22 protein-coding genes are annotated in these 23330 nt (G+C 74.0%); 11 read left to right on the forward strand and 11 right to left on the reverse strand.

Translation table 11 applies throughout. From position 1 onward, the window contains the following. Positions 1–168: 168 nt before the first annotated feature. The gene (locus Air01nite_RS20255; RefSeq protein ID WP_203704271.1) at positions 169–1245 is read left to right on the forward strand and encodes an Ig-like domain-containing protein; all 1077 of its coding nucleotides are present in this window, start codon (positions 169–171) and stop codon (positions 1243–1245) included. Here Air01nite_RS20255 and Air01nite_RS20260 read toward each other — a convergent pair. Next, on the reverse strand, positions 1242–2708 hold the full coding sequence (locus tag Air01nite_RS20260; RefSeq protein ID WP_203704272.1) for an MFS transporter: 1467 nt from the start codon (positions 2706–2708) through the stop codon (positions 1242–1244). The two genes, Air01nite_RS20255 and Air01nite_RS20260, sit on opposite strands and share 4 nt — an antisense overlap. A 109-nt stretch (positions 2709–2817) precedes the next feature. On the opposite strand from Air01nite_RS20260, the gene Air01nite_RS20265 reads away from it, so the two are divergent. Continuing rightward, positions 2818–5133 (forward strand): ATP-binding protein, encoded by a 2316-nt coding sequence (locus tag Air01nite_RS20265; RefSeq protein ID WP_203704273.1) that lies wholly within the window; start codon positions 2818–2820, stop codon positions 5131–5133. Here the strand turns inward: Air01nite_RS20265 and Air01nite_RS20270 are convergent. After that, a complete protein-coding gene (locus Air01nite_RS20270; RefSeq protein ID WP_203704274.1) occupies positions 5123–6454 on the reverse strand; it encodes an aldehyde dehydrogenase family protein in 1332 nt (443 codons plus the stop codon). The two genes, Air01nite_RS20265 and Air01nite_RS20270, sit on opposite strands and share 11 nt — an antisense overlap. A 23-nt stretch (positions 6455–6477) precedes the next feature. Between Air01nite_RS20270 and Air01nite_RS20275 the strand changes: the two genes are divergently transcribed. The 3 genes from Air01nite_RS20275 to Air01nite_RS20285 are packed head-to-tail and all read left to right on the forward strand — an operon-like array spanning position 6478 to position 9214. Further along, entirely contained in the window at positions 6478–7422 is a 945-nt protein-coding gene (locus Air01nite_RS20275; RefSeq protein ID WP_239090831.1) for an adenosine deaminase family protein, read from the forward strand. Between the two features lie 60 nt (positions 7423–7482). Beyond that, on the forward strand, positions 7483–8664 hold the full coding sequence (locus Air01nite_RS20280; protein ID WP_203704276.1) for an MFS transporter: 1182 nt from the start codon (positions 7483–7485) through the stop codon (positions 8662–8664). Positions 8665–8722: 58 nt separating this feature from the next. Then, positions 8723–9214 (forward strand): carboxymuconolactone decarboxylase family protein, encoded by a 492-nt coding sequence (locus tag Air01nite_RS20285; RefSeq protein WP_203704277.1) that lies wholly within the window; start codon positions 8723–8725, stop codon positions 9212–9214. Here Air01nite_RS20285 and Air01nite_RS20290 read toward each other — a convergent pair. Beyond that, entirely contained in the window at positions 9199–10788 is a 1590-nt protein-coding gene (locus Air01nite_RS20290) for an ABC-F family ATP-binding cassette domain-containing protein (RefSeq protein ID WP_203704278.1), read from the reverse strand. The two genes, Air01nite_RS20285 and Air01nite_RS20290, sit on opposite strands and share 16 nt — an antisense overlap. Before the next feature lie 95 nt (positions 10789–10883). Further along, positions 10884–12074, reverse strand: a complete 1191-nt coding sequence (locus tag Air01nite_RS20295) for an amidase (RefSeq protein ID WP_203704279.1) — start codon at positions 12072–12074, stop codon at positions 10884–10886. Positions 12075–12145: 71 nt separating this feature from the next. Here Air01nite_RS20295 and Air01nite_RS20300 point away from each other — a divergent pair, with 71 nt between their 5' ends. Then, positions 12146–12424: a PLDc N-terminal domain-containing protein gene (locus tag Air01nite_RS20300; RefSeq protein WP_203704280.1), complete on the forward strand. Its 279-nt coding sequence runs from the start codon at positions 12146–12148 to the stop codon at positions 12422–12424. Here Air01nite_RS20300 and Air01nite_RS20305 read toward each other — a convergent pair. Beyond that, entirely contained in the window at positions 12414–13010 is a 597-nt protein-coding gene (locus Air01nite_RS20305) for a bifunctional 4-hydroxy-2-oxoglutarate aldolase/2-dehydro-3-deoxy-phosphogluconate aldolase (RefSeq protein ID WP_203704281.1), read from the reverse strand. The two genes, Air01nite_RS20300 and Air01nite_RS20305, sit on opposite strands and share 11 nt — an antisense overlap. 44 nt (positions 13011–13054) lie before the next feature. On the opposite strand from Air01nite_RS20305, the gene Air01nite_RS20310 reads away from it, so the two are divergent. After that, positions 13055–14011: a sugar kinase gene (locus tag Air01nite_RS20310; RefSeq protein ID WP_203704282.1), complete on the forward strand. Its 957-nt coding sequence runs from the start codon at positions 13055–13057 to the stop codon at positions 14009–14011. Between the two features lie 38 nt (positions 14012–14049). Here the strand turns inward: Air01nite_RS20310 and Air01nite_RS20315 are convergent, their stop codons facing one another. Further along, positions 14050–15054: a DUF5937 family protein gene (locus Air01nite_RS20315; protein ID WP_203704283.1), complete on the reverse strand. Its 1005-nt coding sequence runs from the start codon at positions 15052–15054 to the stop codon at positions 14050–14052. Between the two features lie 66 nt (positions 15055–15120). Here Air01nite_RS20315 and Air01nite_RS20320 point away from each other — a divergent pair, with 66 nt between their 5' ends. From Air01nite_RS20320 to Air01nite_RS20330, 3 genes are read left to right on the forward strand one after another with little or no spacing between them, the layout of a single operon-like run. After that, positions 15121–16464, forward strand: a complete 1344-nt coding sequence (locus tag Air01nite_RS20320) for an MFS transporter (protein WP_203704285.1) — start codon at positions 15121–15123, stop codon at positions 16462–16464. Further along, positions 16397–17251, forward strand: a complete 855-nt coding sequence (locus Air01nite_RS20325; RefSeq protein WP_203704286.1) for an alpha/beta hydrolase — start codon at positions 16397–16399, stop codon at positions 17249–17251. Before Air01nite_RS20320 ends, Air01nite_RS20325 begins: the two co-directional genes overlap by 68 nt. A 2-nt stretch (positions 17252–17253) precedes the next feature. Further along, positions 17254–18180 (forward strand): RNA polymerase subunit sigma-70, encoded by a 927-nt coding sequence (locus Air01nite_RS20330; protein ID WP_203704287.1) that lies wholly within the window; start codon positions 17254–17256, stop codon positions 18178–18180. A 171-nt stretch (positions 18181–18351) separates the two neighbouring features. On the opposite strand, the gene Air01nite_RS20335 is transcribed toward Air01nite_RS20330, so the two are convergent. From Air01nite_RS20335 to Air01nite_RS20345, 3 genes are all read right to left on the reverse strand, one after another. Continuing rightward, a complete protein-coding gene (locus tag Air01nite_RS20335; RefSeq protein WP_203704289.1) occupies positions 18352–18909 on the reverse strand; it encodes a DinB family protein in 558 nt (185 codons plus the stop codon). Beyond that, positions 18906–19454: an NUDIX hydrolase gene (locus tag Air01nite_RS20340; RefSeq protein ID WP_203704290.1), complete on the reverse strand. Its 549-nt coding sequence runs from the start codon at positions 19452–19454 to the stop codon at positions 18906–18908. The genes Air01nite_RS20335 and Air01nite_RS20340 overlap by 4 nt, the downstream gene beginning before the upstream one ends. A gap of 125 nt (positions 19455–19579) precedes the next feature. After that, complete coding sequence (locus Air01nite_RS20345; RefSeq protein ID WP_203704291.1) at positions 19580–20611, reverse strand: maleylacetate reductase; 1032 nt, start codon at positions 20609–20611, stop codon at positions 19580–19582. Between the two features lie 123 nt (positions 20612–20734). Here Air01nite_RS20345 and Air01nite_RS20350 point away from each other — a divergent pair, with 123 nt between their 5' ends. Continuing rightward, complete coding sequence (locus tag Air01nite_RS20350; protein WP_203704293.1) at positions 20735–21379, forward strand: M15 family metallopeptidase; 645 nt, start codon at positions 20735–20737, stop codon at positions 21377–21379. A 317-nt stretch (positions 21380–21696) separates the two neighbouring features. On the opposite strand, the gene Air01nite_RS20355 is transcribed toward Air01nite_RS20350, so the two are convergent. Both Air01nite_RS20355 and Air01nite_RS20360 read right to left on the reverse strand, forming a co-directional pair. Further along, complete coding sequence (locus Air01nite_RS20355; protein ID WP_203704294.1) at positions 21697–22578, reverse strand: hypothetical protein; 882 nt, start codon at positions 22576–22578, stop codon at positions 21697–21699. A gap of 151 nt (positions 22579–22729) precedes the next feature. Next, the gene (locus Air01nite_RS20360; RefSeq protein WP_203704295.1) at positions 22730–23122 is read right to left on the reverse strand and encodes a nuclear transport factor 2 family protein; all 393 of its coding nucleotides are present in this window, start codon (positions 23120–23122) and stop codon (positions 22730–22732) included. Positions 23123–23330 lie beyond the last annotated feature (208 nt).

A 23330-nucleotide genomic window follows, 5' to 3' on the forward strand; every position in this document is an offset into this window, starting at 1 on the left:
TTCATCGCCACCGCAACCGCCATGCTACGCCACGCAGAGATGCTTATCCATATGTCGGGTGGAGTCGGGATCCGGTCAACGCGCTGTCACCAGGAGCACGAAATGCGTTACGGTCCGCCAACTCAGCCCGGCCGCACGGGTCGGGCAGACACGGGGGAAGGACACGAATTGAGGGCTAAGCGAGTTCTTGCGGCACTGGCGGTCGCCGCGCTGGCGTCCACGTTGGTCGCCGCACCGGCGCACGCGGGCGGTCAGGGCGAGCCACTGCTCGGCGACGTCAACGGCGACGGCCGCACCGACCGCGCCACCCTGGTCGAGCTGCCGAGCCAGGAGTGCGGCGTCGACGTCGAACTGGGCCAGGCCGGCGGCGGCTTCGGCTCCGCGACCCGCTACACCTGGCCGAACCCGGCCGAGGTCAACTACTGCCCCGACATGGGCGTGATCCTCGACCTCGGCGGTGACGGCACGTCGGAGCTGCTGCTCGCGTACTTCTGGGGCCGGCCGCCCGGCGTCGACACCGACCTGATCGTGCTCGAGGACTTCACACCTGCCGGCGGCTTCGACGCGATCTTCCAGCCGAGCTTCATCGGCCTGGAGAACTTCAACACCGACAACCTGGTCGACGTGTACGAGTGGACCGACCAGGGCAGCGGCCTGCTCACGTGGCTGAACACGCCATCCGGGCAGCTCGTCCCAGGCCCGGTGCACCAGCAGGCGCTCGACTTCGGCTTCGAGTTCGCCGACTTCGACCGTAACGGCGCCGCCGACCTGGTCATCGGCTACACCGGTGCCTACCCGCAGACGCCGGACACCGCCGCTGTCGTCATCCTCGACGACGGCGAGCGGGTCACGCTGCGCGACGACGGAAGCTACTACGACGTCGACGCGCTCGACGCCAACGGCGACGGCAAGCTCGACGTGCGACTGGACAACCTCGACACGGGCGAGGTCGTCCACTTCATCGGCAACGGCCGCGGCGCGTTCACCGAGGCGCCCAAGGCGGTCGACGACACCGTCCAGGTGCGACACCTCGAACAGAAGACCATCAGCGTGCTCGTCAACGACGCCGCCACCACGGCGGCCACGCTGCAGATCGTCACGCCACCCACGTACGGCACGATCGTGCGCACCACCAGCAAGGGCTTCGTCTACCGGAACACCACGAAGCACCACGACAGCTTCGTCTACCGGCTGACCGTCGACGGCAAGACCGACACCGCGACCGCCACTCTGCGGGTCGTCTAGTCCCTTGCGGCCGCGCCCATGCGGTCGGCGTTGCGCAGCGCCGACCGCTGGGCGCGGTGCGAGGTCGTGACCAGGCCGATGACCAGGTTGGCCAGGCCGATCGCGCCGATCACCGCCCAGCTGACGTGGTACGCCGACATGAACGCCGGTGTCTGCGCCACCTCGGTCACGTACGCCGCGATGATCGATCCGATGATCGCGACGCCGAGCGTCTGGCCGAGCTGGCGCATCGTGGAGGTGATGCCGGCGGCCACGCCGGCCTGCCGGTTCGGCATGCCGGAGACGGCCGTGTTGGTGATCGCCGCGTTGATCCAGCCGAGGCCGAAGCCGATCAGGCTGTAGACGACGAACAGCCGCGAGTACGGCGGGTCGTCGTGCGGGATCACGGTGATCAGCCCGGCCAGCAGCACCGAGAGACCACCCATGGTCAGCGAGGGCCGGGGACCGTAGCGGCCCACGACCCGGCCGGATATCGGGCCGACCACCGCCATCAGCGCCGCCATCGGCAGGATGGCCAGGCCCGCCTCCAGCGGCGAGAAGTCCAGTGCGTCCTGCAGGTACAGCGTGTTGAGCAGCAGGAATCCGCCCTGCGCGGTGAACGCCAGCAGCGCGATCGCCGCCGCGCCGCTGAACGGCGGCGACCGGAAGAACCGCAGGTCGATCAGCGGGTCCCGGTGGTGGAACTCCCACCACACCAACCCCACCAGCGCACCGACCGCGATCGCGAAACAGGACATGATCTCGGTCGAGCCCCAGCCGCGCATCGGCGCCTCGATGATCCCGAACGTCAACGAACCCACGCCGGTGATCAGCAGGACCTGCCCGAGCGGGTCGAAGCGCCGGCGCCCGGCGGCCATCGACTCGCGGATGTAGCGGCCGGCGAGCACCAGCGCGGCGGCGGCGATGGGCACGTTGATGAAGAAGATCGCCCGCCAGCTGAACGCCTGCACCAGCAGCCCGCCCAGCACCGGTCCGGCGGCGATGCTGACGCCGACCACACCACCCCAGACGCCGATCGCCCGCGCCCGTGCGCGCGGCTCGGTGAACGTGTTGCTGATGATGGACAGCGCGACCGGGTTGAGCATGCTGCCGCCCACCGCCTGCAGCACCCGGAACGCGATCAGCCAACCCAGCGACGGCGCGAGACCGCACAGCAGCGACCCGGTGCCGAAGATGGCCAACCCCACCTGGAACACGCGTCTTCGGCCGATCCGGTCCGCGGTGGACGCGGACAGGATCAGGAACGAGGCCAGCACCAGGGTGTACGCGTCGATCGTCCACTGGGCGCCCTGGATCGACGCGTGCAGGTCGCGCTGGATGGACGGCAGCGCCACGTTGAGCGCGCTGGTGTCCAGGCCGACGATGAAGATGCTGCAGCAGCAGATCAGCAGCACCAGCAGCGAGCGACCGCGCAACCGCGCCACACCGCCCACCGTGCTCTGCTGCTGTGTCGCCGCACCCATGCCGTAAGGCGTGCCCCTCGGAGATCGACGTCCTACCTCGCGTGTACCCACCCTGGCGCGAGCGACGCGCGCGCGGCCATACTGCCCCTGGTCGATCTCGGGGGTGCAGATGCGAAGCCGCCGCGCGCTGCTGTCGGCGGCGCTCGCCTCGACGCTGCTGTCCGTGCTGCTCGCGCTCGCGGTCAACGTGGCCACCGGTGGCACGCTGCCCGGCCCGCTGGCACCACTGGCGCCGTACGCCTGGCTCGTCGTGGCCGCCGCGGCGGCGGTGACCGTGCTCGTCGCGGTCCGGGACGCCCGCGCCGCGGACGAGCCGACGCGGCCGGCCGCCACCCCGGCCGAGCTGCGCTCCGCCGGCGGTTACACCGGTCGCGCCGACGACCTCGCCCGCCTGCGCCGGGCGGTCGACGATGGACACCCGGTCGTGGTGGTGACCGGCCCGCCCGGTGTCGGCAAGTCCGCCCTCGCCGCGCACGCCGCCCACGCACTGCGCGGCAGCTATCCCGACGGCCAGCTGTTCGCGCCCCTCGGCGGCGGCAGCGGGCTGATCGCCGACCCCACGACCGTGCTCGCCGGCCTGCTCGACGCGCTCGACGCCCCGGTGTCCGGGCCGACCGACCTCGACCGGCTCGCCGCCCGCTACCGCAGCACCCTCGCGGGCAGGCGGGTGCTGGTGCTGCTCGACGACGCGCGCGACGCGGCACAGGTGCGCCCGCTGCTGCCCGGCGCGCCGGGCTGTCTCGTGCTGGTCACCAGCCGGTCGCCGCTCGCCGACCTCGACGGCGCGGCCGGCATCGAGCTGGCGATGCTCGGCGACGACGACGCGCTCGCCCTGTTGCGGTCCGCCGGCGCCGGCGACCGGGTCACCGCGGAGCCGGCCGCCGCCCGCGAGGTGGTCGCCGCGTGCGGTGCGCTGCCGCTCGCGCTCCAGGTCGCCGGCGGCCGGTTGCGGGCCCGGCCGGCCTGGTCGCTGGCCGACCTCGCGGCCCGGCTGCGCGACGAGCGGGCGCGGCTGGACGAGCTGAGCGTCGGCGACCTGGGGGTACGGGCGAGCTTCGCGACCGCCTACCGTGACCTCGACGGCGAGCAGCGCACCGCGTTCCGCGCGCTCGGCGCGTACCCCGGTCGCGACCTGGCCACCGGCGCCGCGGGCGCACTGGCCGGCAATGAGTCCATCGTGGAGGCTCTGGTCGACGCCCGCCTGCTGGAGGCGGCCGGCGGCGGCCGCTACCGCCTGCACGACCTGATGCGGCTGTTCGCCCGCGAGCGGCTGGCCGAGACTCCGGAGGAGGCCGCGCCGGCGCTGCACCGGCTGGTCGACTGGTACGCCGCGATGCTGGCCGGCGCCGACCTGCCGGCCGCCGAGGCGGAGGCCGAGAACGTCGCCCTCACGGTCGGCCACCTGGTCGACCACGGCGCGCCCGCCGAGGCGGCGCGGCTGGCGCTGGCCGCCGACGAGAGCCTGCTGCACCGGGTCGAGCAGTCGCACTTCCTGACCATCAGCCGGGACCGGCTGCGCGCGGAGGAGGCGGTCGGCGACCGGGTCGCGGCCGCCAAGGCCCGCACCCGGCTCGGCCAGGTGGAGACCGCGTTCGGTTACGTGGGCACCGGCGTCGCGCTGCTGACCGACGCGCTGGCCGAGTGGTCGGCGATCGGCGACCCGGACTGGATCGCGTTCACCCGCCAGGGGCTGGGCACCGCGCTGCGGGACGCCGGGCGGCACGGCGAGGCGGTCACCGCGCTCACCGCGGCCCAGGAGCACTTCCGGGCGGTCGGCGACGAGCGCCGCGAGGTGCAGGTGCTCGGCGACCTCGGGTCCCTGATGCTCAGCCGGCACGACGCGGCCGCGGCGGTGACCCTCCTGGAGCGTGCCCGCGACCTCGCCGCCACCGCGCCGCTGCAGGTGCACGAGCGGGGCTGGGTGCTGCTCATGCTGGGCACGGCGTACGCGCTGGTCGGCCGCGCGGCCGAGGCGGTGCCGCTGGTCGAGCGGGCCCGGGCCGAGTTCCGCGGGCCGGCGAACTGGAGCGGCGAGGGCTACGCGCTGATCGAACTCGGCAACCTGGCCGACGCGGCCGGCGACCTCGACACGGCCGCGCGCCGGCACGCCGAGGCGATGGCGGCGTTCGCGCGCGTCGACCACCGCCCGGGCATGGCCGCGGCGACCGAGGCGGCCGCACACACCAAGGCGCACAGCGGCGACCCACACGGTGCGGAGGCGATGTACGCCCAGGCCGCCGACCTGTTCGGCGCGCTCGGCAACCGCGCCAACCAGGGACTCAACCTGCTCTGGCGGGCCGAACAGCTACGCGCGCTCGGCCGGCAGGCCGACTCCGACGCCCTGGTCGCACACGCCGACACGCTGCTCGACGGCAGCGACCTGCCCCAGGCAGACCTGGTGCGCGCCCGGCTGGTCAGCGAGTGAGCCGCTCCGGCAGGTTCTGGAAGGCGACCGTGCGCAGGAATCGTTCGACGGCCCCTGTGCCGACCGAAGTGAACGCGCCGGAGGCTGCCGGCCACGGGCCGCCGTGCTGCATCGCGTCGACGACCGCGACGCCGGTCGGCACGCCGTTGTAGATGACCCGGCCCGCCCGGTCGACCAGCGCCGGCAGCAGCGCGCGGACCGCGTCGTCGTCGCCCTCCCCCGCCAGCACGGTCGCGGTCAGGCTGCCGTCGAGGCGGGCGGCCAGGTCGCCGTAACCGTCCACAGCCGACTGTGCGATCACGACGGTCGGGCCGAAGTGCTCGTCGAGGAGCTCGCCGCTCAGCGCCGCACCGTCGACCCGGACCGCGAACGGTGTCGCACCGCCCTCCGGTGCGGTGGCCGCGCCCTCGGTCGCCGGGGCCCGGTCGCGCCAGGCGGCGTGGGCGGCGGCCATCGCGGGCGTCAGCAGCCGGTCGAACGCGGGCGTGGCGGCCACCTCGGCGGCCAGCCGGTCCGCGAACGCGGCGCCGGCGTCACCCGCGGGCACCACCACGAGGCCGGGCTTGGTGCACAGCTGCCCGGCCGAGCCCGTGACGGCGGCCGCGAGGGTCCCGGGCCAGCGCTCGTCGGCCAGCGCCGACGGGAACACGAAGACCGGGTTCAGCGCGCCCATCTCGGCGTACACCGGGATCGGGTCGGGGCGGGCCGCCGCCGTGTCCATCAGCGCGCGGCCGCCCGCCGCGGAGCCGGTGAAGCCGACCGCGCGGATCTGCGGGGCCCGCACCAGCGCGAGCGACACCTCGACGCCGCCGTGCACGACGGCGAACGTGCCCGCGGGACCGCCCAGCGCCGGCGTGACCGCCTCGGCGATCAGCCGAGCCGTCTCCGGCTGCGCCGGGTGCGCCTTGGCGACGACGGGGCAGCCGGCGGCCAGCGCCGACGCGGTGTCGCCGCCCAGCACACCGAAAGCCAGGGGGAAGTTGGAGGCCGCGAAGACCGCGACGGGCCCGATCGGCACCCGCATCGCGACGATGTCGCCACCGCCCGGCGCGGCCCCGTCGGACCGGACGACCGGCCGGTCACGGCCGGCGGCGACGAACTCGCCGAGCAGGCGGAGCTGGCCGGTCGTGCGGGCCAGCTCGCCCTCGAGCCGTTGCCTGGTCAGTCCCGTCTCGGCGATCGCCGCGTCGACGATCGGCCCGGCGGCTGCTTCGAGCGCCTCGGCGGCGGCGTGCAGGGCGTCCCGGCGCCGCTGCCCGGACCAGGTGGCCAGCTCGCGCGCGGCGGCCGCGGCCTGGGCGGTGATGCTCTCCAGCGACATGACGCCTCCGTACTCTTCCCGGGGTGACTGCCGCGACGCTACCCAAGACCAACCTGCACCTGCATCTCACGGGTGCGATGCGCCCGGCCACCCTGGCCGAGCTGGCCGCGCGCGACGGCCTGCGCCTGCCGCCGGCGTTCGCCGCCGGCACCGTGCACGAGTGGCCGGCCTTCCAGGAGCGCTACGACCTGGCCCGCGCCGCGATCCGCGGCCCGGCCGACATCGCGCGCGTGGTGGTCGAGGCCGCGACCGACGACGCGGCCTGCGGCGCGGGCTGGATCGAACTGCAGATCGACCCGACGTCGTACGCGCCGGTGGCGGGCGGCCTGGCCGGCGCGGTCGAGGCGGCGCTCGCCGGTGCCGCCCGGGCGCCGATCCCGATGGGCCTGGTCGTCGCGGCGAGCTGGGCGGCGGATCCCGCGCACGCCCTGCGCCTGGCGACGCTCGCGGCCGCGTACGCCGGCAAGGGTGTGGTGGGTTTCGGTCTGTCCAACGACGAGCGCCTGGGCACGGTCGAGTCGATGGTGCCGGCGTGCCGGGTCGCCGCCGACGCGGGTCTGCGGATCGTGCCGCACGCGGGCTTCTACACGCCGCCGGCGCACGTCGCGGACTGCGTCCGGCTGCTCGGCGCGCACCGCATCGGGCACGGTCTGGCCGCGATGCGCGACCCCGCCACCCAGGAGCTGCTCGCGGCCAGGGGCGTCGCGCTGGAGGTCTGCCCGACCTCCTACCCACCGCTGGGCGTGGCCACGATCGGCGACCTGCCGATCGCGGCGCTGCGCGCGGCGGGCGTGCCGGTCGCCCTCGGCACCGACGACCCGCTGCTCTTCGGCGCGGACCTGACCACCCAGTACGAGCTGGTCACCACGGATCCGGCCGCACAGGCCGACCTGGCCCGCTGCGCGATCGACGCGAGCGCCGCCCCCGCGCCACTCAAGGCCACGCTGCTCGCCGGCGTCACGGGCTGAACTGTGGCACCGGCCACTTAAGGCTTGCGTTACGAACGGCCTCACGTTCCGATTGCGCGCATGCCGCCATCGACCGCCGCCATCGACCGTGACGTGCTGCGCGCCCGGACGGCGGTGGCGTTCGTGTTCGGGCTCAACGGCGTCGCGCTGGCGTCGTGGTTCGCCCGGGTGCCGGTCGCCCGCGACGCGCTGGGCCTGAGCGCCGGCCAGCTCGGCGCGCTGTTGCTCGCGCTCTCCGGTGGTGCCGTGCTCGCCCTCCCGGTGGCCGGCATGACCGTGCACCGGCTCGGGTCCGCGAAGACCGTGGCCGCCGCGACCACGCTCGCCTCCGCGGGACTGGCGTTGACCGGGATCGGCGCGGGCGTGTTCGGTTCGACGACCATCGCCGCCGTGGGCCTGTTCGCGCTCGGCTACGGCAGCGGCACCTGCGAGGTCGCCATGAACGTCGAAGGAGCCGTGGTCGAGCGGCGGCTCGCCCGCACGATCATGCCGCGCTTCCACGCGGCCTGGAGCCTCGGCACGGTCAGCGGAGCGCTCGCCGGCGCCGCCTGCGCGCGGGTCGGCGTGCCGATCGCCGTGCACCTGTCCGTCGCCGCCGTCGTCATGGTCACGGGCACCGTGCTCGCCACCGCCGCGTTCCTGCCCGACACCGCCGAGGGCGACCAGCCGCGGTCGGCCCGCCCGCGGGTGCTCGCCGCCTGGCGCGAGCCGCGCACGCTGCTCGTCGGCCTGCTGGTGCTGGTCATGGGGTTCACCGAGGGCACCGCCAACGACTGGCTCGCCGTCGCGTTCGTCGACGGGCACGAGGTCGGTGCGGCCGCGGGTGCGGCGGCGTTCGGCGTGTTCGTCGTCGCGATGACCGTCGGCCGCACCGTCGGCACCGCCGCCCTCGACGCCTGGGGACGCGGGCCGGTCCTGTTCGGGACCATGCTGGCGGCCGCCGCCGGTGCGCTGCTCGCGGTGCTCGCCGGCTCCGTGACGCTGGCGCTGTGCGGCGTCGCCCTGTGGGGGCTCGGCGCCTCGCTCGGCTTCCCGGTCGGGATGAGCGCCGCCGCCGACGACGAGCACCTGGCGCCGGCCCGGGTCAGCGTGGTCGCGGTCATCGGCTACACCGCGTTCCTGGCCGGGCCGCCGCTCGTCGGGTTCCTCGGCGACCACGTCGGCGTGCTGCGGGCGCTGCTGGTGGTGCCGCTGGTGCTCGTACCCGCGCTCGCGCTGATCCCCGCCGTGCGGAAGCCCTGACGTTTCGGTCGCCCGGCTCGTCGGACCCGGCAGCAACCCACACGGAGGGAAACCTGTCATGTCCACCAATGAGATCCGCTCCCGGATGGCCGACCCCATGGAGCTCTTTCCGGAGATCGGTCCGGTCGCCGGCGGCATGAACAAGCTGGTGCTCAACGGGACGGTGCCGCGGACCACCATCCACCTGGTGCAGCTGCGCGCCGGGCAGCTCGTCGGCAGCACCTACCACACCGTCCGGCAGACCGGTGAGCTGCGCGACGCGGGCGAGACCGAGGACCGGATCACCGCCGTCGCGTCGTGGCGGGACGCCCCCTATTTCAGCGACGCCGAGCGGGTGGCGCTGGAGCTGGTCGAGGCCGTCCTGACGCCGAACCCGTCCGGTGAGCGGGTGCCGGACGAGCTGCACGCCCGGGCGGCCGCGCACTACGACGAGAAAGCACTGTGGACGCTCACGCTGGTGATCGCCCAGATGTGCTTCTTCGTACCGGTCGCGCTGATCGCCAAGCCGATCCCGGGTGCGCCGCTCGGCAAGAACTACAGCCCGAGGTAGCGGCCCGCCCACCGGTCCCGCAACCAGCGGTCGTGGCTGGCGACCACGACCGCACCCGGGCCCGGGCCCAGCGCGTCCTCCAGCTCGTCCGCCAGGCGCGGCGAGAGGTGGTTGGTCGGCTCGTCGAGCAGCAGCAGCTCCGGCGGGTCGGCCACCAGCAGGGCCAGCGCCAGGCGGCGGCGCTGACCGACCGACAGCTCGCCGACCGGGCGGGCCGCGTCCCGGGGGCCGATCAGGCCGAGCGAGCGCAGCGGCACCGCCTCGGCCCGGTCGGGACCCAGCGCCGCCGCGTACGTCTCGTGTGCCGTGCGGTCCGGGCGATCGAAGACCGTGTCCTGCGTGAGCAGACCGACCCGCAGGCCACGGCGGCGGTGCACGGCACCGTCGTACGCGAGCCCGCCGGCCAGCACCGCCAGCAGCGTCGACTTGCCCGTGCCGTTGGCGCCCGTCACGAGCAGCCGGTCGGTCGCCGACACGTCGAGGCGGTCCAGCCGCAGCCGGCCCGGCACCACCAGGTCGCGGGCCGACACCAGCAGGCCCTCGGCGGCCGCGCTGGCCAGCGCCGGCGCCCGGAACCGCAGTGGCTCCGGCGGCTTGCGCACCTGCGCCCGCTCGAGGTCCTCGAGGCGCCCACGCGCGTTGCGGACCCGGCGGGAGATCTGCTGCTCGACCCGCCCGGTCGTACGCCCGAAGCCCATCTTCTCGCTGTCGCGGGCCGGCCGGCCGTGCGCGACCTGGTGCGCGGTCACCGCGACCGCCTGCCGCAGCTCCGCGAGCTCCTCCTGCTCGTCGGCGAACCGGCGCTCCCAGCGGTCCCGTTCGGCCCGCTTCTCGGCCAGGTAGGCGGTGTAGTTGCCGCCGTACCGGGTCGGTCCGTCGACGGCCGGGTCGAGGTCGACCAGGTCCGTGCAGACCGCGTCGAGGAACGCCCGGTCGTGGCTGGCCAGCACCACGACGCCGGGCATCCCGGTGAGCTGCTCCGCCAGGAACGCGGCCGCGGCGTCGTCGAGATGGTTGGTCGGCTCGTCGAGCAGCAGCGCGGCCGGGCGGCGGATCAGCATGGCGGCCAGCGCGAGCCGGCCGCGCTGCCCGCCGGAGATCTGCGCGAGCGTCCGGCCGTGCGGCAGGTCGCCCAGGCCGAGTCCGGTGAGCACCAGGCCGGCGCGGCGGTCGGCGTCCCAGGCGTCGGTCTCCTGCGCGTGGTCGAGCAGGTCGCCGTACTCCTCGAGCGGTCCGATGGGGTCGTCGACCAGGGCGGCGCTGAGCCGGTCGAGTGCGGCCAGCAACGCGCGGGACTCGCGCAGCGCGTCGTCGACCACGTCGGCGATCGTCGCGGCCGGGTCGAACGGCATCTCCTGGTGGAGAAAGCCCAGGTCGGGCGGGCGCACCACGGTGCCGCCGTCGGGGACGTCGACGCCGGCGAGCAGGCGCAGCAGCGTCGACTTGCCGGTGCCGTTCTCACCGATCAGGCCGATCCGGTCACCGGGCGCGGCGGTCAGGGAGACGCCGTCGAGCACGCGGCTGCCGCCGTACGTGCGGACGAGGTCATGGGCGAGCAGGGGGGATTTGGACATGACGGCACCACCGGGAAGAAAATGGGAGCTTTCGCCCGCCGGGCAGTGCCTCGGTCGCGGGCGCGGGTGGTGTCAGCGGCTCACATCGCCGACCACTATAGCGGGCCGGCGACGACTTTCGCGATCATCGCGGCCCAGGCGAGCAGGCGCTCGTCGGCGCCGCGGTGGCCGGCGAGCTGTAGACCCAGCGGCAGTCCACCGGCGCGACCGGCCGGGACGCTCACTGCCGGGGCACCGGCCACGCTGAACGGGATCGACATCGCCGCGTCGCCGGTGTGGTCGAGGCCGCGGGGTGCCGTGCCAGGTGCGGCCGGCGTGACCCAGACGTCGACGTCCGTGTCGTCGTACGCCGCGACGAAGTCGTCGCGCCACCTCAGGGCTTTGGCGTAGTCGTCAGGCGTGAGCGCGAGCCCTTCCCGGACGGCTTCGGCGGTCTGGGGGCGGTAGCGGTCGGCGTGGTCGGTGAACCAGCCTTCGTGGCTGCGGGCGAGCTCGTATCGGTTGATCACCCGCATCGCGGCTACGTCCATATGAGACAGAAACTCTGTGGTACGCACTGCGTAGCCGGCGTCCCGGAGAGCGGCGAGCTGTCCCTCGAAGGCCCGCCGGGCCACCGCGTCGGCTTGTCTCAGATATTCGGGCGCGGGCACACCCAGCACGGGTTCCGGCCCCGGGTCGGCGTCTGTCCATCCTGGACACGCGATGGCGGCCACGTGCGCGGCGCCCGCCACGTCGGCGGTGAACCAGCCCACCGTGTCCAGCGACGGCGAGTGCGGCAGCATCCCGTCCGCCGGCACCCGGCCGTGGGTCGGGCGGAAGCCGACGACGCCGCAGAACGCCGCCGGGCGGACCACCGAGCCGAGCGTCTGCGAGCCCAGCGCGACCGGCACCATCCCGGCGGCGACCGCGGCCGCCGAGCCACTGCTGGAGCCGCCCGGCGTGTGCGCGAGGTCGTGCGGGTTGCGGGTCGGCCCGGGTGCGCTGCTGGCGAACTCGGCGGTCACGGTCTTGCCCGCCACCACATAGCCGGCCGCGCGCAGGCGGGTCACCAGCGACGCCTCCTGACCCTCGAACAGCTCGGGCGGCAGTTTTGACCCGGCCCGCGTGGGCAGGCCGTCGACCCGGTAGATGTCTTTGACGCCGAGTGGCACCCCGGCCGTGGCCGCCGCCACCCGCGCACGCCGGCCCGGCTCCGGCAGGAAGGCGTGCAGCACGGGGTCGACCGCGTCGATCCGGTCGAGGTAGTCGGCGAGCGGCACCCGCTCGGCCAGCGACCGCGGCCTCACCAGACCATCCATCGGGCACCAAACTACGCGAGCGGCGCGGTCCCGGGCCGATCCGGGGGTACGTTCGGGGCATGGCCGACGAAACCGCACCCAGGCCCAGCCAGGCAGCCGCACTCCGCGAGTTCTGGGCGGGGCTCGGCACGTTCCGCCGCGCCGGTGTGGTCACCCTCGCGGCCGTCGAGGTGGTCTGCACGACCGCCGCCGCTCTCGACCTGCTCCAGCGCCCGCAGCACCTGGTCCGCGGGCCCAAGGCGCTCTGGTGGCCGGCGATCTTCGTGCAGCCGGTGGGTTCGATCGCCTACCTGACCTGGGGCCGCCGGCTGCGCAGCAGCACCGACGTCACGCCCTGAGCACCGCGAGCAGCTCGTCCAGCCCGCCTTCGCGGGTCACGGCACCACCGACACCCAGCGCCTGCGCGCCCGCGGCGAGGAAGTCCTGGGCGTTGTGCGGGCCGATGCCGCCGGTCGCGACGAACCGCACGTCGGGGAACGGCCCGCGCACCTCGCGCAGCCAGTTGGCGCCCAGCGAGCCGGCGGGGAACGCCTTGAGCCAGGTGCAGCCGGCCTTGACCGCATGGTGGACCTCAGAGGGGGTGGCCACGCCGGGCAGGTGCGGCAGGCCGGCGGCCGCGCTGGCGGCGACCACGTCGAGGTCGAGCCCTGGCGCGACGGTGAACACCGCGCCGGCCTCTTTGGCCAGCTTGACCTGGTCGACCGTCACCACCGTGCCGGCGCCGACCACCGCGCCGTGCGCCGCCGCGGCGGACGCGACCGCGCGCAGGCACTCGACGGCCTCGGGGGTCTGGATCGGCACCTCGACGGCGCCGAGGCCGCTCGCCCACACGGTCTCGGCGAGCGCCACCGCCCGCTCGACCGGCACGTTGCGGAGGATGGCCATCAGGGGTTTGCCGCGCAGCAGCGTCGCGAAGTCGGTCATCTCACTCTTGGTCTCGCGGTACGGGAGATGGCAAGGTAACCCGCATGCCCCACCCGGTCAACCTCGCCCCCGCCGCTGTCGACATCGTGGGACTGGGCGAGGCGATGGTGCTGTTCCAGCCGCTCGGCGGCACGCTCCTCGACACCTGCCCGACGGCATCCGTGCACGTCGCGGGAGCTGAGCTCAACCTGTTGGTCGCCGCGGCGCGGGCCGGTGCGGTGGCGGCGTTCTGCAGCAGGGTGGGCGCGGACCCGTTCGGCCGCCGCGTTCTGGCCGCCGCGGCCGCACTCGGCGTCGGCACCGATCTCGTGGTCACCGACGACGCGTACCCGACGGGTGTGTTCTTCAAGGACGTGCGGCCCGACGGTGCCCGCCGGGTGCACTACTACCGGGCCGGCTCGGCGGCGTCCACGATGGACGAAGCCGACGCCTCGCGCGCGCTGGCGTCGGCGCCGAAGCTGGTCGCCGTCTCAGGGCTGACCGCGGCGCTGGGTCCCGGTCCGGAACGCGCGGTGGTGCGGTTGGCGCGGGAGGCGCACGCGCGCGGCATCGCGGTGGCGCTCGACCCCAACCTGCGCCCCGGGCTGCGGCCGGTCGGCGAGACGCTGGTGGGGCTGCTGCCGTACACGCGATATCTGGTCCTGGGTCAGGACGAGGCGCCGACGCTGTTCGGCACCGACGAGCCGGCTGAGGTGTTCGCGCGGGCCCGCGCGGCCGGCGTCGGCGAGGTGGTGCTGAAGGCGGGCGCCGACGGCTGCTACTACGCCACGCCCGACGGCCCGGTGCATCTGCCCACCGCGGCGGTCGAGGTGGTCGACCCGGTCGGGGCGGGTGACGCGTTCGCGGGCGCCTACCTGGCAGCCCGGCTGGCCGGCATCGACACCCGCGGCGCGGCCTGGCTGGGCAGCCAGTTCGCCGCCGGCGTCGTGGCCGCCCCGGGCGACACCGAGGGCCTGCCGACACCCGACCGCGCGCGCGAACTGGTGGCCTCAGCCGTATAGCTGGGCGTTGACAACGGGCCGTTCCTCTACGGAAAGCGTTAAGAACGGACCGTTCCTTGACTCGCGCCCGTGAGGAGGTCGCCCAGCGGGGTGCGGTGGTAGAGGACCGAGCGGCCGGTGCGGGCCGCGTCGAGCAGGCCCGCGCGGCGCAGCGCGCGCAGGTGATCGCCGGCCGAACCGACCGGGAGCGCCAGCGCGTGGGCGAGTTGCGTCGTGCTGGCCGGCTCGCGCAGCGCGACCAGGATCCGGGCCCGCGTGCGGCCGATCAGCTCCGCGAGCGCGGCCGACGGCGGCGCGGCCGGCGCGCCCCACCAGTCGCCGACGCCGCGCGCCGGGTAGATGATCGCGCGCTCCCACGGGTCGTCGGAGTGCGCGGCGATGCTGGGCCAGATGAACACCGAGGGGATGAACGTCATGCCCCGGCCGCCGACCACGACCTCGCGGTCGGCGATCCGGGTCACCTCGATGCCGCCGGCGCGCCAGCGCACCCGGGGATGCAGCCCGTCGAGCGCCGCCGCCCAGCCGTGCCGGGCCAGCAGGCCCGAGCGGTAGACGATGTCGCGTTCGCAGATCGCCCGCAGTTGGAGCCAGTCGGCGGCGAGCAGGGCGTCCCAGGCGCGGCGCAGGCCGTCGGCGAGCAGGGTCGTGACGTCCGGGGAGGCGAGGATCTCCCGGGCGTCCGGGTCCTTCGCCGGCCGGGCGGCCAGGCACGCGGCGATCTCGCTGCGGGCCACGTGCAAGGGCACCGACCGCACCACCTCGAGGTCGTCGTCGATGGTCTGCAGCCCCGCCCGGGTCGGCGGTGGCGCGACGAAGTCGGCGCCGCCGTGGGGGTGGTGCAGGGCGAGCAAGGCCCGCATGGCCGGGTCGGTGCGGCGCAGGTGCTCGAACGCGGGGCGCAGCCGGGCGGAGGGGCCGGGCGTGCGGGGGCCGTGCCGGTCCGTGCCGTCGAACCAGCGGAGCAGGTTCTCCAGCTCGAAGCTCGGCGACAGCGCGAACCGGCTGTGCAGCAGGTCCGATGGCTCGACGAGGTAGCGGAGCATCCCTCGACGTTACGGCGGTGTCCGTAACGTTGGCCAGCCGGCCGGCGGGCGGCGCAGCATACGGCCGTGAGTGACACACAGCAGGCCACCTACCGCGAGGTGTTCGCGGTGCCGGCGTTCCGCGTCCTGTTCGCCAGCCGGTCGATCGCGATCGCCGCCGACGCGCTGCGGATCGCGGCGCTCTCGGTGCTCGTCTACACGGCCACCGGCTCGGCGTGGCTGTCGGCGGTCACGTTCGGCATCGGCTTCCTGCCGCAGGTGCTCGGCGGCGCGCTGTTCGGCTCGCTGGCCGACCGGTTGCGGCCGCGCCCACTGATCGCGGCCGGCTACGCCGCCGAGTGCCTGGCGGCGCTGGCCCTCGCGCTGCTGCCGCTGCCGACCTGGGCGCGGCTCGTGCTGGTGGCCGTCATCGCGATCTTCACGCCCGTGTTCAACGGCGCGTCCGGCCGCCTGGTCGCCGACGTGCTGACGGGCGACGCGTACGTGCTGGGCCGCTCGGTGACCAGCATGGCGTCGGGTGGTGCGCAGCTGCTCGGGCTCGCCGCCGGCGGTGTGGCGATCGGCGTGCTCGGTGCCCAGCGGGCGCTGCTGCTCACCGCGGCCTGCCACCTGCTGGCCGCGCTGATCGTGCGGTTCGGGCTCGCCGACCTGCCGGCCGTGCCGGGCGCCGGCAGCGGCGGCGCCGTGCGGCAGAGCTGGTCGACCAATCAGACCCTGCTCGCGGACCCGTGGGTGCGGCGGTTGCTGCTGCTGCAGTGGCTGCCGTCGGCGTTCGTGGTCGGTGCAGAGGCGCTGATGGTCGCGTACGCGTCGGCCCGCGGTTTTCCGACCGCCGCGATCGGGCTGCTGATGGCCGGGTCGCCGCTCGGCATGCTGCTGGGGCAGCTCGTGATCGGCCGGCTCGTGCCACCCGACACCCGGACCCGGCTGGTCGCGCCTTTGGTGCTGCTGCTCGGGCTGCCACCGGTCGGCTTCGCGTTCGACCCGCCGCTGGCGGTGTGCGCGGTGCTGATGGTGGCCAGCGGCGTCGGGTTCGCGTACTCGCTGGGCCTGCAGCGGGCGTTCGTTGACGCGGTGCCCGAACTGGCCCGCGGCCAGGCGTTCGGGCTGCTCTCCACCGGCCTGATGACGCTGCAGGGCGTCGGCCCGGCGGTGTTCGGCGCCCTCGCCTCGCTGACCGCGCCGCGCTGGGCGGTGGCGCTGGCCGGCGTGACGACGATCACGACCGTGCTTCTCGTGCCGCCCAGCCGATTCCTTCTCGACACCGGTGCGGTCAACACCGGTAGGAACCGAGAGAAGGAGGCCCATGATGGCCAGCACGCAGTCGCGCGCCGTGGAGCGTATGTACCGGACGTGGACGCACGAACGCCGCAACCCGCCGGCGGAGCCGGAGCCGCGGGAGACCAATGACCACTGGGGTGACCTGACCGCCGAGCCGCGCGGTGTCGACTACATCGAGGTGCCCGACGGGCTCTGGCTGGCGCCGAAGGGCGCGGCCGCCGGCGGGCGGGTCGCGCTGCTCTGCCTGCACGGCGGCGGGTTCGTCAGCGGGTCGGTGTTCACCCATCGCAAGCTGTACGCGCACCTCGCCAAGGCGGTCGGGGTGCCGGCGTTGATCGCGCACCAGCGGTACACCCCGGAACACCCGTACCCGGCGCAGCAGGAGGACGCGCTCGCCGCGTACGCCCGGCTGGTCTCCGACGGTTTCGACCGGATCGTGCTGGTCGGCGACTCGGCCGGCGGCGGTCTCGCGGTCACGACGACGGTGGCCGCTCGCGGACGGAGTCTGCCCGCGCCGGTCGCGCTGCTGTTGATCTCGCCGTGGGTGGACATGACGGTGAGCGGGGACAGTTTCGACACCAACGCCGACCGGGACGGGTTCTTCTACCGCGACGTGGTGACCGGCCTGGCGGCGATGTATCTCGCGGGGCATGATTCGCGCGATCCATTGGTCAGTCCCTTATTCGCGGATCTCACCGGCCTGCCGCCGATGTTCATCCAGGTGGGTGGCGACGAGACGCTGCTCGACGAGAGCCGGATGCTGGAGAAGCGGGCCCGGGACTTCGGTGTCGAGGTGCGGCGGGACGTGTTCGAGGAGCAGCAGCACACGTTCCAGATGGCCGCCGGGCGCGCGCCGGAGGCGGATGACGCGATCGGGCGGTTCGCCGACTGGGTACGACCGAAACTGGAGCTGTGAGGATGGACGCGGGAGAGTTCGCGGCGGCGGCCGAGCCGTTCCGCCGCGAGCTGACCGCGCACTGCTACCGGATGCTCGGCTCGGCCGAGGAGGCGCAGGACGTGGTCCAGGAGACCTACCTGCGGGCCTGGCGGGGCTTTTCCGCCTACGAGGGGCGCGCGTCCGTGCGGGTGTGGCTCTACCGGATCGCCACCAACGCCTGCCTGACCGCGCTCGGGCAGCGGGCCCGCCGCCCGCTGCCCGCGGGTCTCGGCGCGCCGGCCGACGATCCGGCCACGCCCGGCACGGTCGACCTCGACGTGCCGTGGCTCCAGCCGCTGCCCGACGACCCGGCCGACACGGTGGTCCGGCGGGAGACGCTGCGGCTGGCCCTGGTCGCGAGCCTGCAACTGCTGCCGCCGCGGCAGCGGGCGGTGCTGCTGATGCGGGAGGTGCTGGAGTTCCCGGCCGCCGAGGTGGCGTCCATGTTGGACATTTCCGTGCCGGCGGTGAAGAGCAGCCTCCAGCGGGCCAGGGCCCGGCTGGACGCGGCCCGCGGCGAGCCACTGTCCGATCCGGACTCGCCGGAGGCGCGGGCGCAGCTCGACGCCTACATGTCGGCGTTCGTCAACAGCGACCTGACGGCGCTGGAGGAGGCGCTGCGCAAGGACGCGACGCTGGAGGTCGTGCCGTCCCGCACCTGGTTCGCCGGCAAGGCGACCTGCGTGCCCTATCTGGCGTCGGTGCTGGGCACGCCGGGCGAGTGGGCGATGTTCCCGCTCACCGCCAACGACCAGCCGGCGGTGGTGGTCTACCGCCACAGCGCGGCGTTCGGCGTGGTCCTGCTCTCCCCGACCCCGACGGGCCTGGCCGGCATCGTGTTGTTCACGGGCGCGGACCAGGTGGACCGCTTCGGCTACCCACCACGCCTACGCCCGACGGCGGCTTAGGCCGTGCTTCGTATCCAGTGTCGAGGCGAGACGGAGGCCGGTCGCAGCCCGGCCCTGGATACGAAGCACGGCTTGGGTCGTGTCCCGCGGACCTGGCAAGCGGAGCGGTCCCTCGCGGGAGGAGCGGTCCGGACCACCGCGGACCCGAGCAGGGAACCGGTTTGTGATTCTCTAAGACGTGCGGAGGCCGGCGCGGTAGAGGTCGCGGAGGACGCCGATCTCGCCGCCGTGGTGCATGGTTTCGCGGTTGACGTGGACGATCAGCGCGGCCATCGGGTCCTTCGCGAAGTAGGCGCCGCGGGGCCCGAGTGGGCGGCTCAGCGCCTCGGCGTCGAGCCCGGAGATCGCGGTGTGCCAGCGCTGGTAGGCGCGGTCGAGGAACGCGAGCGCGTCGGCGGCCGTGCCGGGCAGGTCGGCGGGGATGTGCCGGGGGTCGAACATGTCGCCGGTGCCGGTGTCCGCGAAGAACGTGCTCCACCGCGTGTGGAAGTTGACCGCGATGTGCGCCATGCGCCACGCGATCGTGGTCACCGGGGGCGGAGTGCCCTCTTCGGGCCAGGGGCCGTCGGCGCGGTGGAGGCCGTCCGCGCCGCGGCGGACGGTCCAGCAGCCGGGCACCAGCTCCCACGCGTACTCGTCGTCGGTCAGGCCGTCGAGCCGTGGGCGCAGGTGCGTGTCCCAGTAGAACGCGAGCTGCCCGACGATCAACCGTCCCCAGTCGACGGTCACGGTCTGGCCGCCCAGACGCGCACCTTGTCGCGGAACTCCAGGTCGACCTCGTCTGGTGGGAGCCAGGCGATGCCGTGCACCTCGTCGGCCTGGACCCGGGTGAGCGGGTCCGTGACCGTGGTGAAGCGGTAGCGGACGTCGAAGTGGTGATGCGCGTCCTCGGCCTTGGCCGGGTTGGGAGCGATCGCGTGCACGCCGATGTCGCACGGCACGTCGTCGACCAGGCTGAGGATGGCGGCCGGGATGCCGGTCTCCTCCTCGACCTCGCGGACTGCGGCGCCGAGCAATGTGGAGTCGCCGGGTTCGAGATGGCCGCCGGGTTGGAGCCACTTCCGGAAGACGTTGTGTCTGATGTGGAGCATCCGGCCGGCCGGGTCGAGCACCACCGCCGACGCGGTCACGTGGCCGGGCACGAAGGTGTTTCGCGAGACGATGTCGCCTCCGGCGGCCAGCGCCGCCTCGAGCGGGAGCAGGCGGTCGGTCTCGGCCGGGTGGCGCGCCAGGTAACTCGCGACCACCTCGGCGACGTGCGCGCGGGAAATCACCCCGGGATCCTACGGCTGCGGGATCCCGCAACCCGCGTTGACCTCGTCACTGTCGGCGACGACCCTCGTGGGAGAGAAACGGGGGTGCTCGGGCGTCGGTCATCCGGCGTCCGGGCTCAATGTGTCTACGCCGGTGTGTCGCCTCGGTGTGCGGCGAGGAGGAGGGCGCGCAGCCAGTCGCGGTCGAGCGGGCGCGGGTTGGGTGGCGGCGCGGCCAGGACCGCGTCGATCACGTCGTCGGCCGCGCCGGCCGGCCAGCCCAGCGCGGCCAGCGAGGTCGGTGCGCCGTTGTCGTGCGCCAGGTCCCAGATCGCCGCGGCCACGTCACGGCGGCCCATCGCCTGCCCGGCCCGGGCCATCGCGTCGGGTGCCGCCGGTGCGTTGGCGGCGATCACGTGCGGGAGCAGGACGGCGTGGGTGTCGGCGTGGGGCAGGCGATAGGTGCCGCCGAGTACGTGCGCGAGCTTGTGGTGGACGCCCATCGTGGTGGCGCCGAGCACCAGGCCCGCATCGAGGCCGCCGACGAGCAGGTCCAGCAGCCGGGCGCCCGGGCGGGACAGGCCGCCGGTCAGCAGGCTGATCCCGTCGGTGGCCCAGCGGTTGGTCCGCTCGGTGGCGTCCGGTGCGTAGAGACCCTCGACACAGTGGGCGAGGGCGTTGAGGGCCGAGGTCACCGCCAGCTCGCGCGGGAGCGTGCGGAACAGGTCGGGGTCGTAGACGACCGTGACCGGGCGTACCCGTGGATCACGGCCCGTGGTCTTGCGTCCGCCCTGGGTCAGGCCCCAGACCGGGGTGGCCTCGCTGCCCGAGAAGGTCGTCGGGACGGCCAGGACGCGCAGCCCGGTCTCCCGGGCGACCGCCTTGCCGAGCCCGGTCGCGGAGCCGCCGCCGATCGTGACCACGAGGTCGGCGCGGACCTCGCGGGCCAGGCGCACCGCACGGTCCGCGAGATCCACCGGCACGTGCTGGGCGACCTCGGTCAGGCGGCCGGCGAGCCGGTCGCCGAGGAGGCCGGCGACGGTGTCGCCGTGGGCCGCCGCCGATCCGCCGGCCACCAGCAGGATCCGGTGGGCGCCGAGCCGGTCGGCCTCGTCGGGCACGGCGCGCAGCGCGCCGGGGCGCAGCACCACCCGAAGCCCGTCGAGGTCGGCGTCCATGGTTTGAACGGTACGCGCGTGTGGGTGTCATTACGGGCTCGTGACATCGCGCGGACATGGGGTTGGGATCGTCGTCGGTGACCCGACTCCCCGGGTCGCGGCCTCGACCGATGGAGCGACTCCGTGATCCTGATCTCCGATCCGCGTGTGGCGGCTGTGCCGCTCGGCGACAACGGCGAGCCTCTGGTCGACCTGCGGACCGTGCCGGAGCTGTCGGTGGACGCCCGGTTGGCCGACTCTCGCGGCGCCTTCGCCCGCATTCGTGAGGGCGCTCTCGACCGGCTGCTGGCCGCGCAGCGGTCGCTCCCGTCGGGGTTGCGGCTGCTGGTGGTGGAGGCGTACCGGCCGTTGCGGCTGCAGCGCACCTACTTCGACGACTACCGCGCCGAACTGCGGTCCTTGTATCCGGCGTGGGACGAGTCGCGGGTTTATCTCGAGGCCAGCAAGTACGTGTCGCCGCCCGAGGTCGCGCCGCACAGCACCGGTGGCACGGTCGACCTGACGCTGGCGGGCTCGGACGGCCTGGAGCTGGACATGGGCACGGCGGTCAACGACAGCCCGGTGGCCAGCGGCAACGCCTGCTTCACGGCGGCGGCTCACATCCCGGTGGCCGCGCGCCGCAATCGCTTCGTCCTGGGCTCGGCGCTGCGGTCGGCGGGGTTCGTGAACTATCCGACGGAGTGGTGGCACTGGTCGTTCGGGGACCGCTACTGGGCGCTGGCGAGCGGCGCGCCCCGCACCCGCTACGGCCCGGTCGACGTGGGCTGATCAACCGCGCACCATGCGTCGCGTGCGGCTGATCACCAGAGATGCGTCCGGCGAGTGGTCGACATGGCGGGTCGGCCAGCGGCGCCCGCCGTTGACCTTGCACCTGGTCAACAAGGGAGTCGAGTTCGGCGTCGCGCGCCGCGACCTGCCGTTGGCCGGTCGTCGCCTACCCGACGCGTCTGGAGGGCAAGAGCTGCCGCAGCGCCGTGCACGGCCGCGCCGCACCCGACGCCCTGCCCCGACGGTGGAGAACACGCTGGTTGCGTCGAGGACGTTACCGAGGTCTCGCTGTCGCCGTGGTGCGAGGGATGCGGTCGTTACGGTTTCGGGACGGCTGGGAACTCCATTTTGATGCCGAGGAGGCGGCCCATCATCGTGCGGGCGCGTTCGTGCAGCGCGGTGGGTTGTTGGAGGATCCAGGTTTCGGCCGGCCATGGTGGTGAGATGCCCGCAGTGTTGATTTCTCCGTGGTGTACGTGGAAGCCGCCGCGGGTCAGGAGTTGGCCGTCCTGTAGCAGCCAGGCGTCCGGGAGGCCGACTGATCCGTCGGGGTTCGCCGCTGGGCGCCAGTCCGCGTCCGGGTCCTGGATCGGGATCGGCTCGGTGGGTGGGACGCCGGTGAAGATCAGGTCGGCGCAGCCGTCGAAGAGCCACGCCGGTTGGCCCGGGCCCACCTCGTGCCGGGACTTGAACAGGCTGCGGCGTTCGACCACCGGGTACCAGGTGGCGTTCGGGTCGATGCCGCGGGCGTCCGCCTGGGCCAGGAACCACCGTGCCGCGGCGGCGCCGTCCCAAGGTTCGCTAGGCCGGACCTGCTCGGTTGCCTGGCGGATCTCCGGCACCCAGTCGGCGACGCCGCCGGTGGCCGGGGATCGGATCATCGCGAGGTGGCCGAGTAGCTGGTCGCAGCGGATCCGGCGGTCGATGAGGTCCCTCGTCGCCGCCAGGCGGGCGACGATGTCGCGGTAGGACTGGATCGCCTGTTCACGCCTGCCGTTGCGGCGCGCGGCGACGCAGTGGGTGCAGGACATCCGGTCGCCGAGTACGGCGTGCACGCCGCACTTGGGTTCGCCGCAGTCGCGGCACGTGCCGACCGCGAACAGGCCGCAGCCGCACGAGAGCGGGGGCAGCGCGTCCGTCGCTTCCTGATAGCGGTGGCCGCACACCCGTCCGGGCGAGACCACGACGGTGGCGGTCATCGTCGCGGCCGGGGCGTAACCGGGTCCGTAGGTCGTGCATTCCCAGAACCCGGGAGCCAGCAGGAGCCGCTGTGTACCGCCGCACTGGGGACATCCAGGCGAAAGGGGCACAGCCCATCGTGACACGACAGCTCGGGGCGAGGTGCATATGTCACCCGCGCGGGTGGGCCTCCGGCTCCCCCGCGAAGGTCGGCCAGTCGAGCTCGTCGGCGTACTGGTACTCCCGCCACCGGCGGATACGCCCGTCCCGCACCGCGACGTAGGCGATGCCGTGATACTGCCGCCGGCCCCGAAAGGTGTACTCGACGAACCCGGCTTGCCGCTCCGCGTTGAAGGCGAGGTGGTGCAAGGTCATCGCCATCGGCGGCGGATCGTCCCCACCGGACAGTTCGTAGATCTCCGCGCGCCCGACGTAACGCTGCCGGTCCGGCGGCTCGACATAGACGATGTCGTCGGCGAAGCAGTCGGCGGCCTCGACCGCCCGCCCCGCGCTCCAGGCGCCGGCCAACCTCGACATCAGCGAGAAGAACTCGTCTTCCGTCACCTCCGCGAGGCTACGACACGCACGCGACCGCCGCGGCCCGCGGCCAAGGCAGGCGCGGAGGAAGCCGCGCCGCCGCGACCGCCTGCGGCGCGAGTGCCAACGGCAACCACCACAGACGGTGCTACCGCTACCACCAACGGCCAGACCGAGCAAAGTCGCCTGACCGCGGCCACGACGGCAGCCCCTGCCACCCGTCCAATAACTCTCC

This window comes from Asanoa iriomotensis (assembly GCF_016862515.1).
GTDB lineage: Bacteria > Actinomycetota > Actinomycetes > Mycobacteriales > Micromonosporaceae > Asanoa > Asanoa iriomotensis.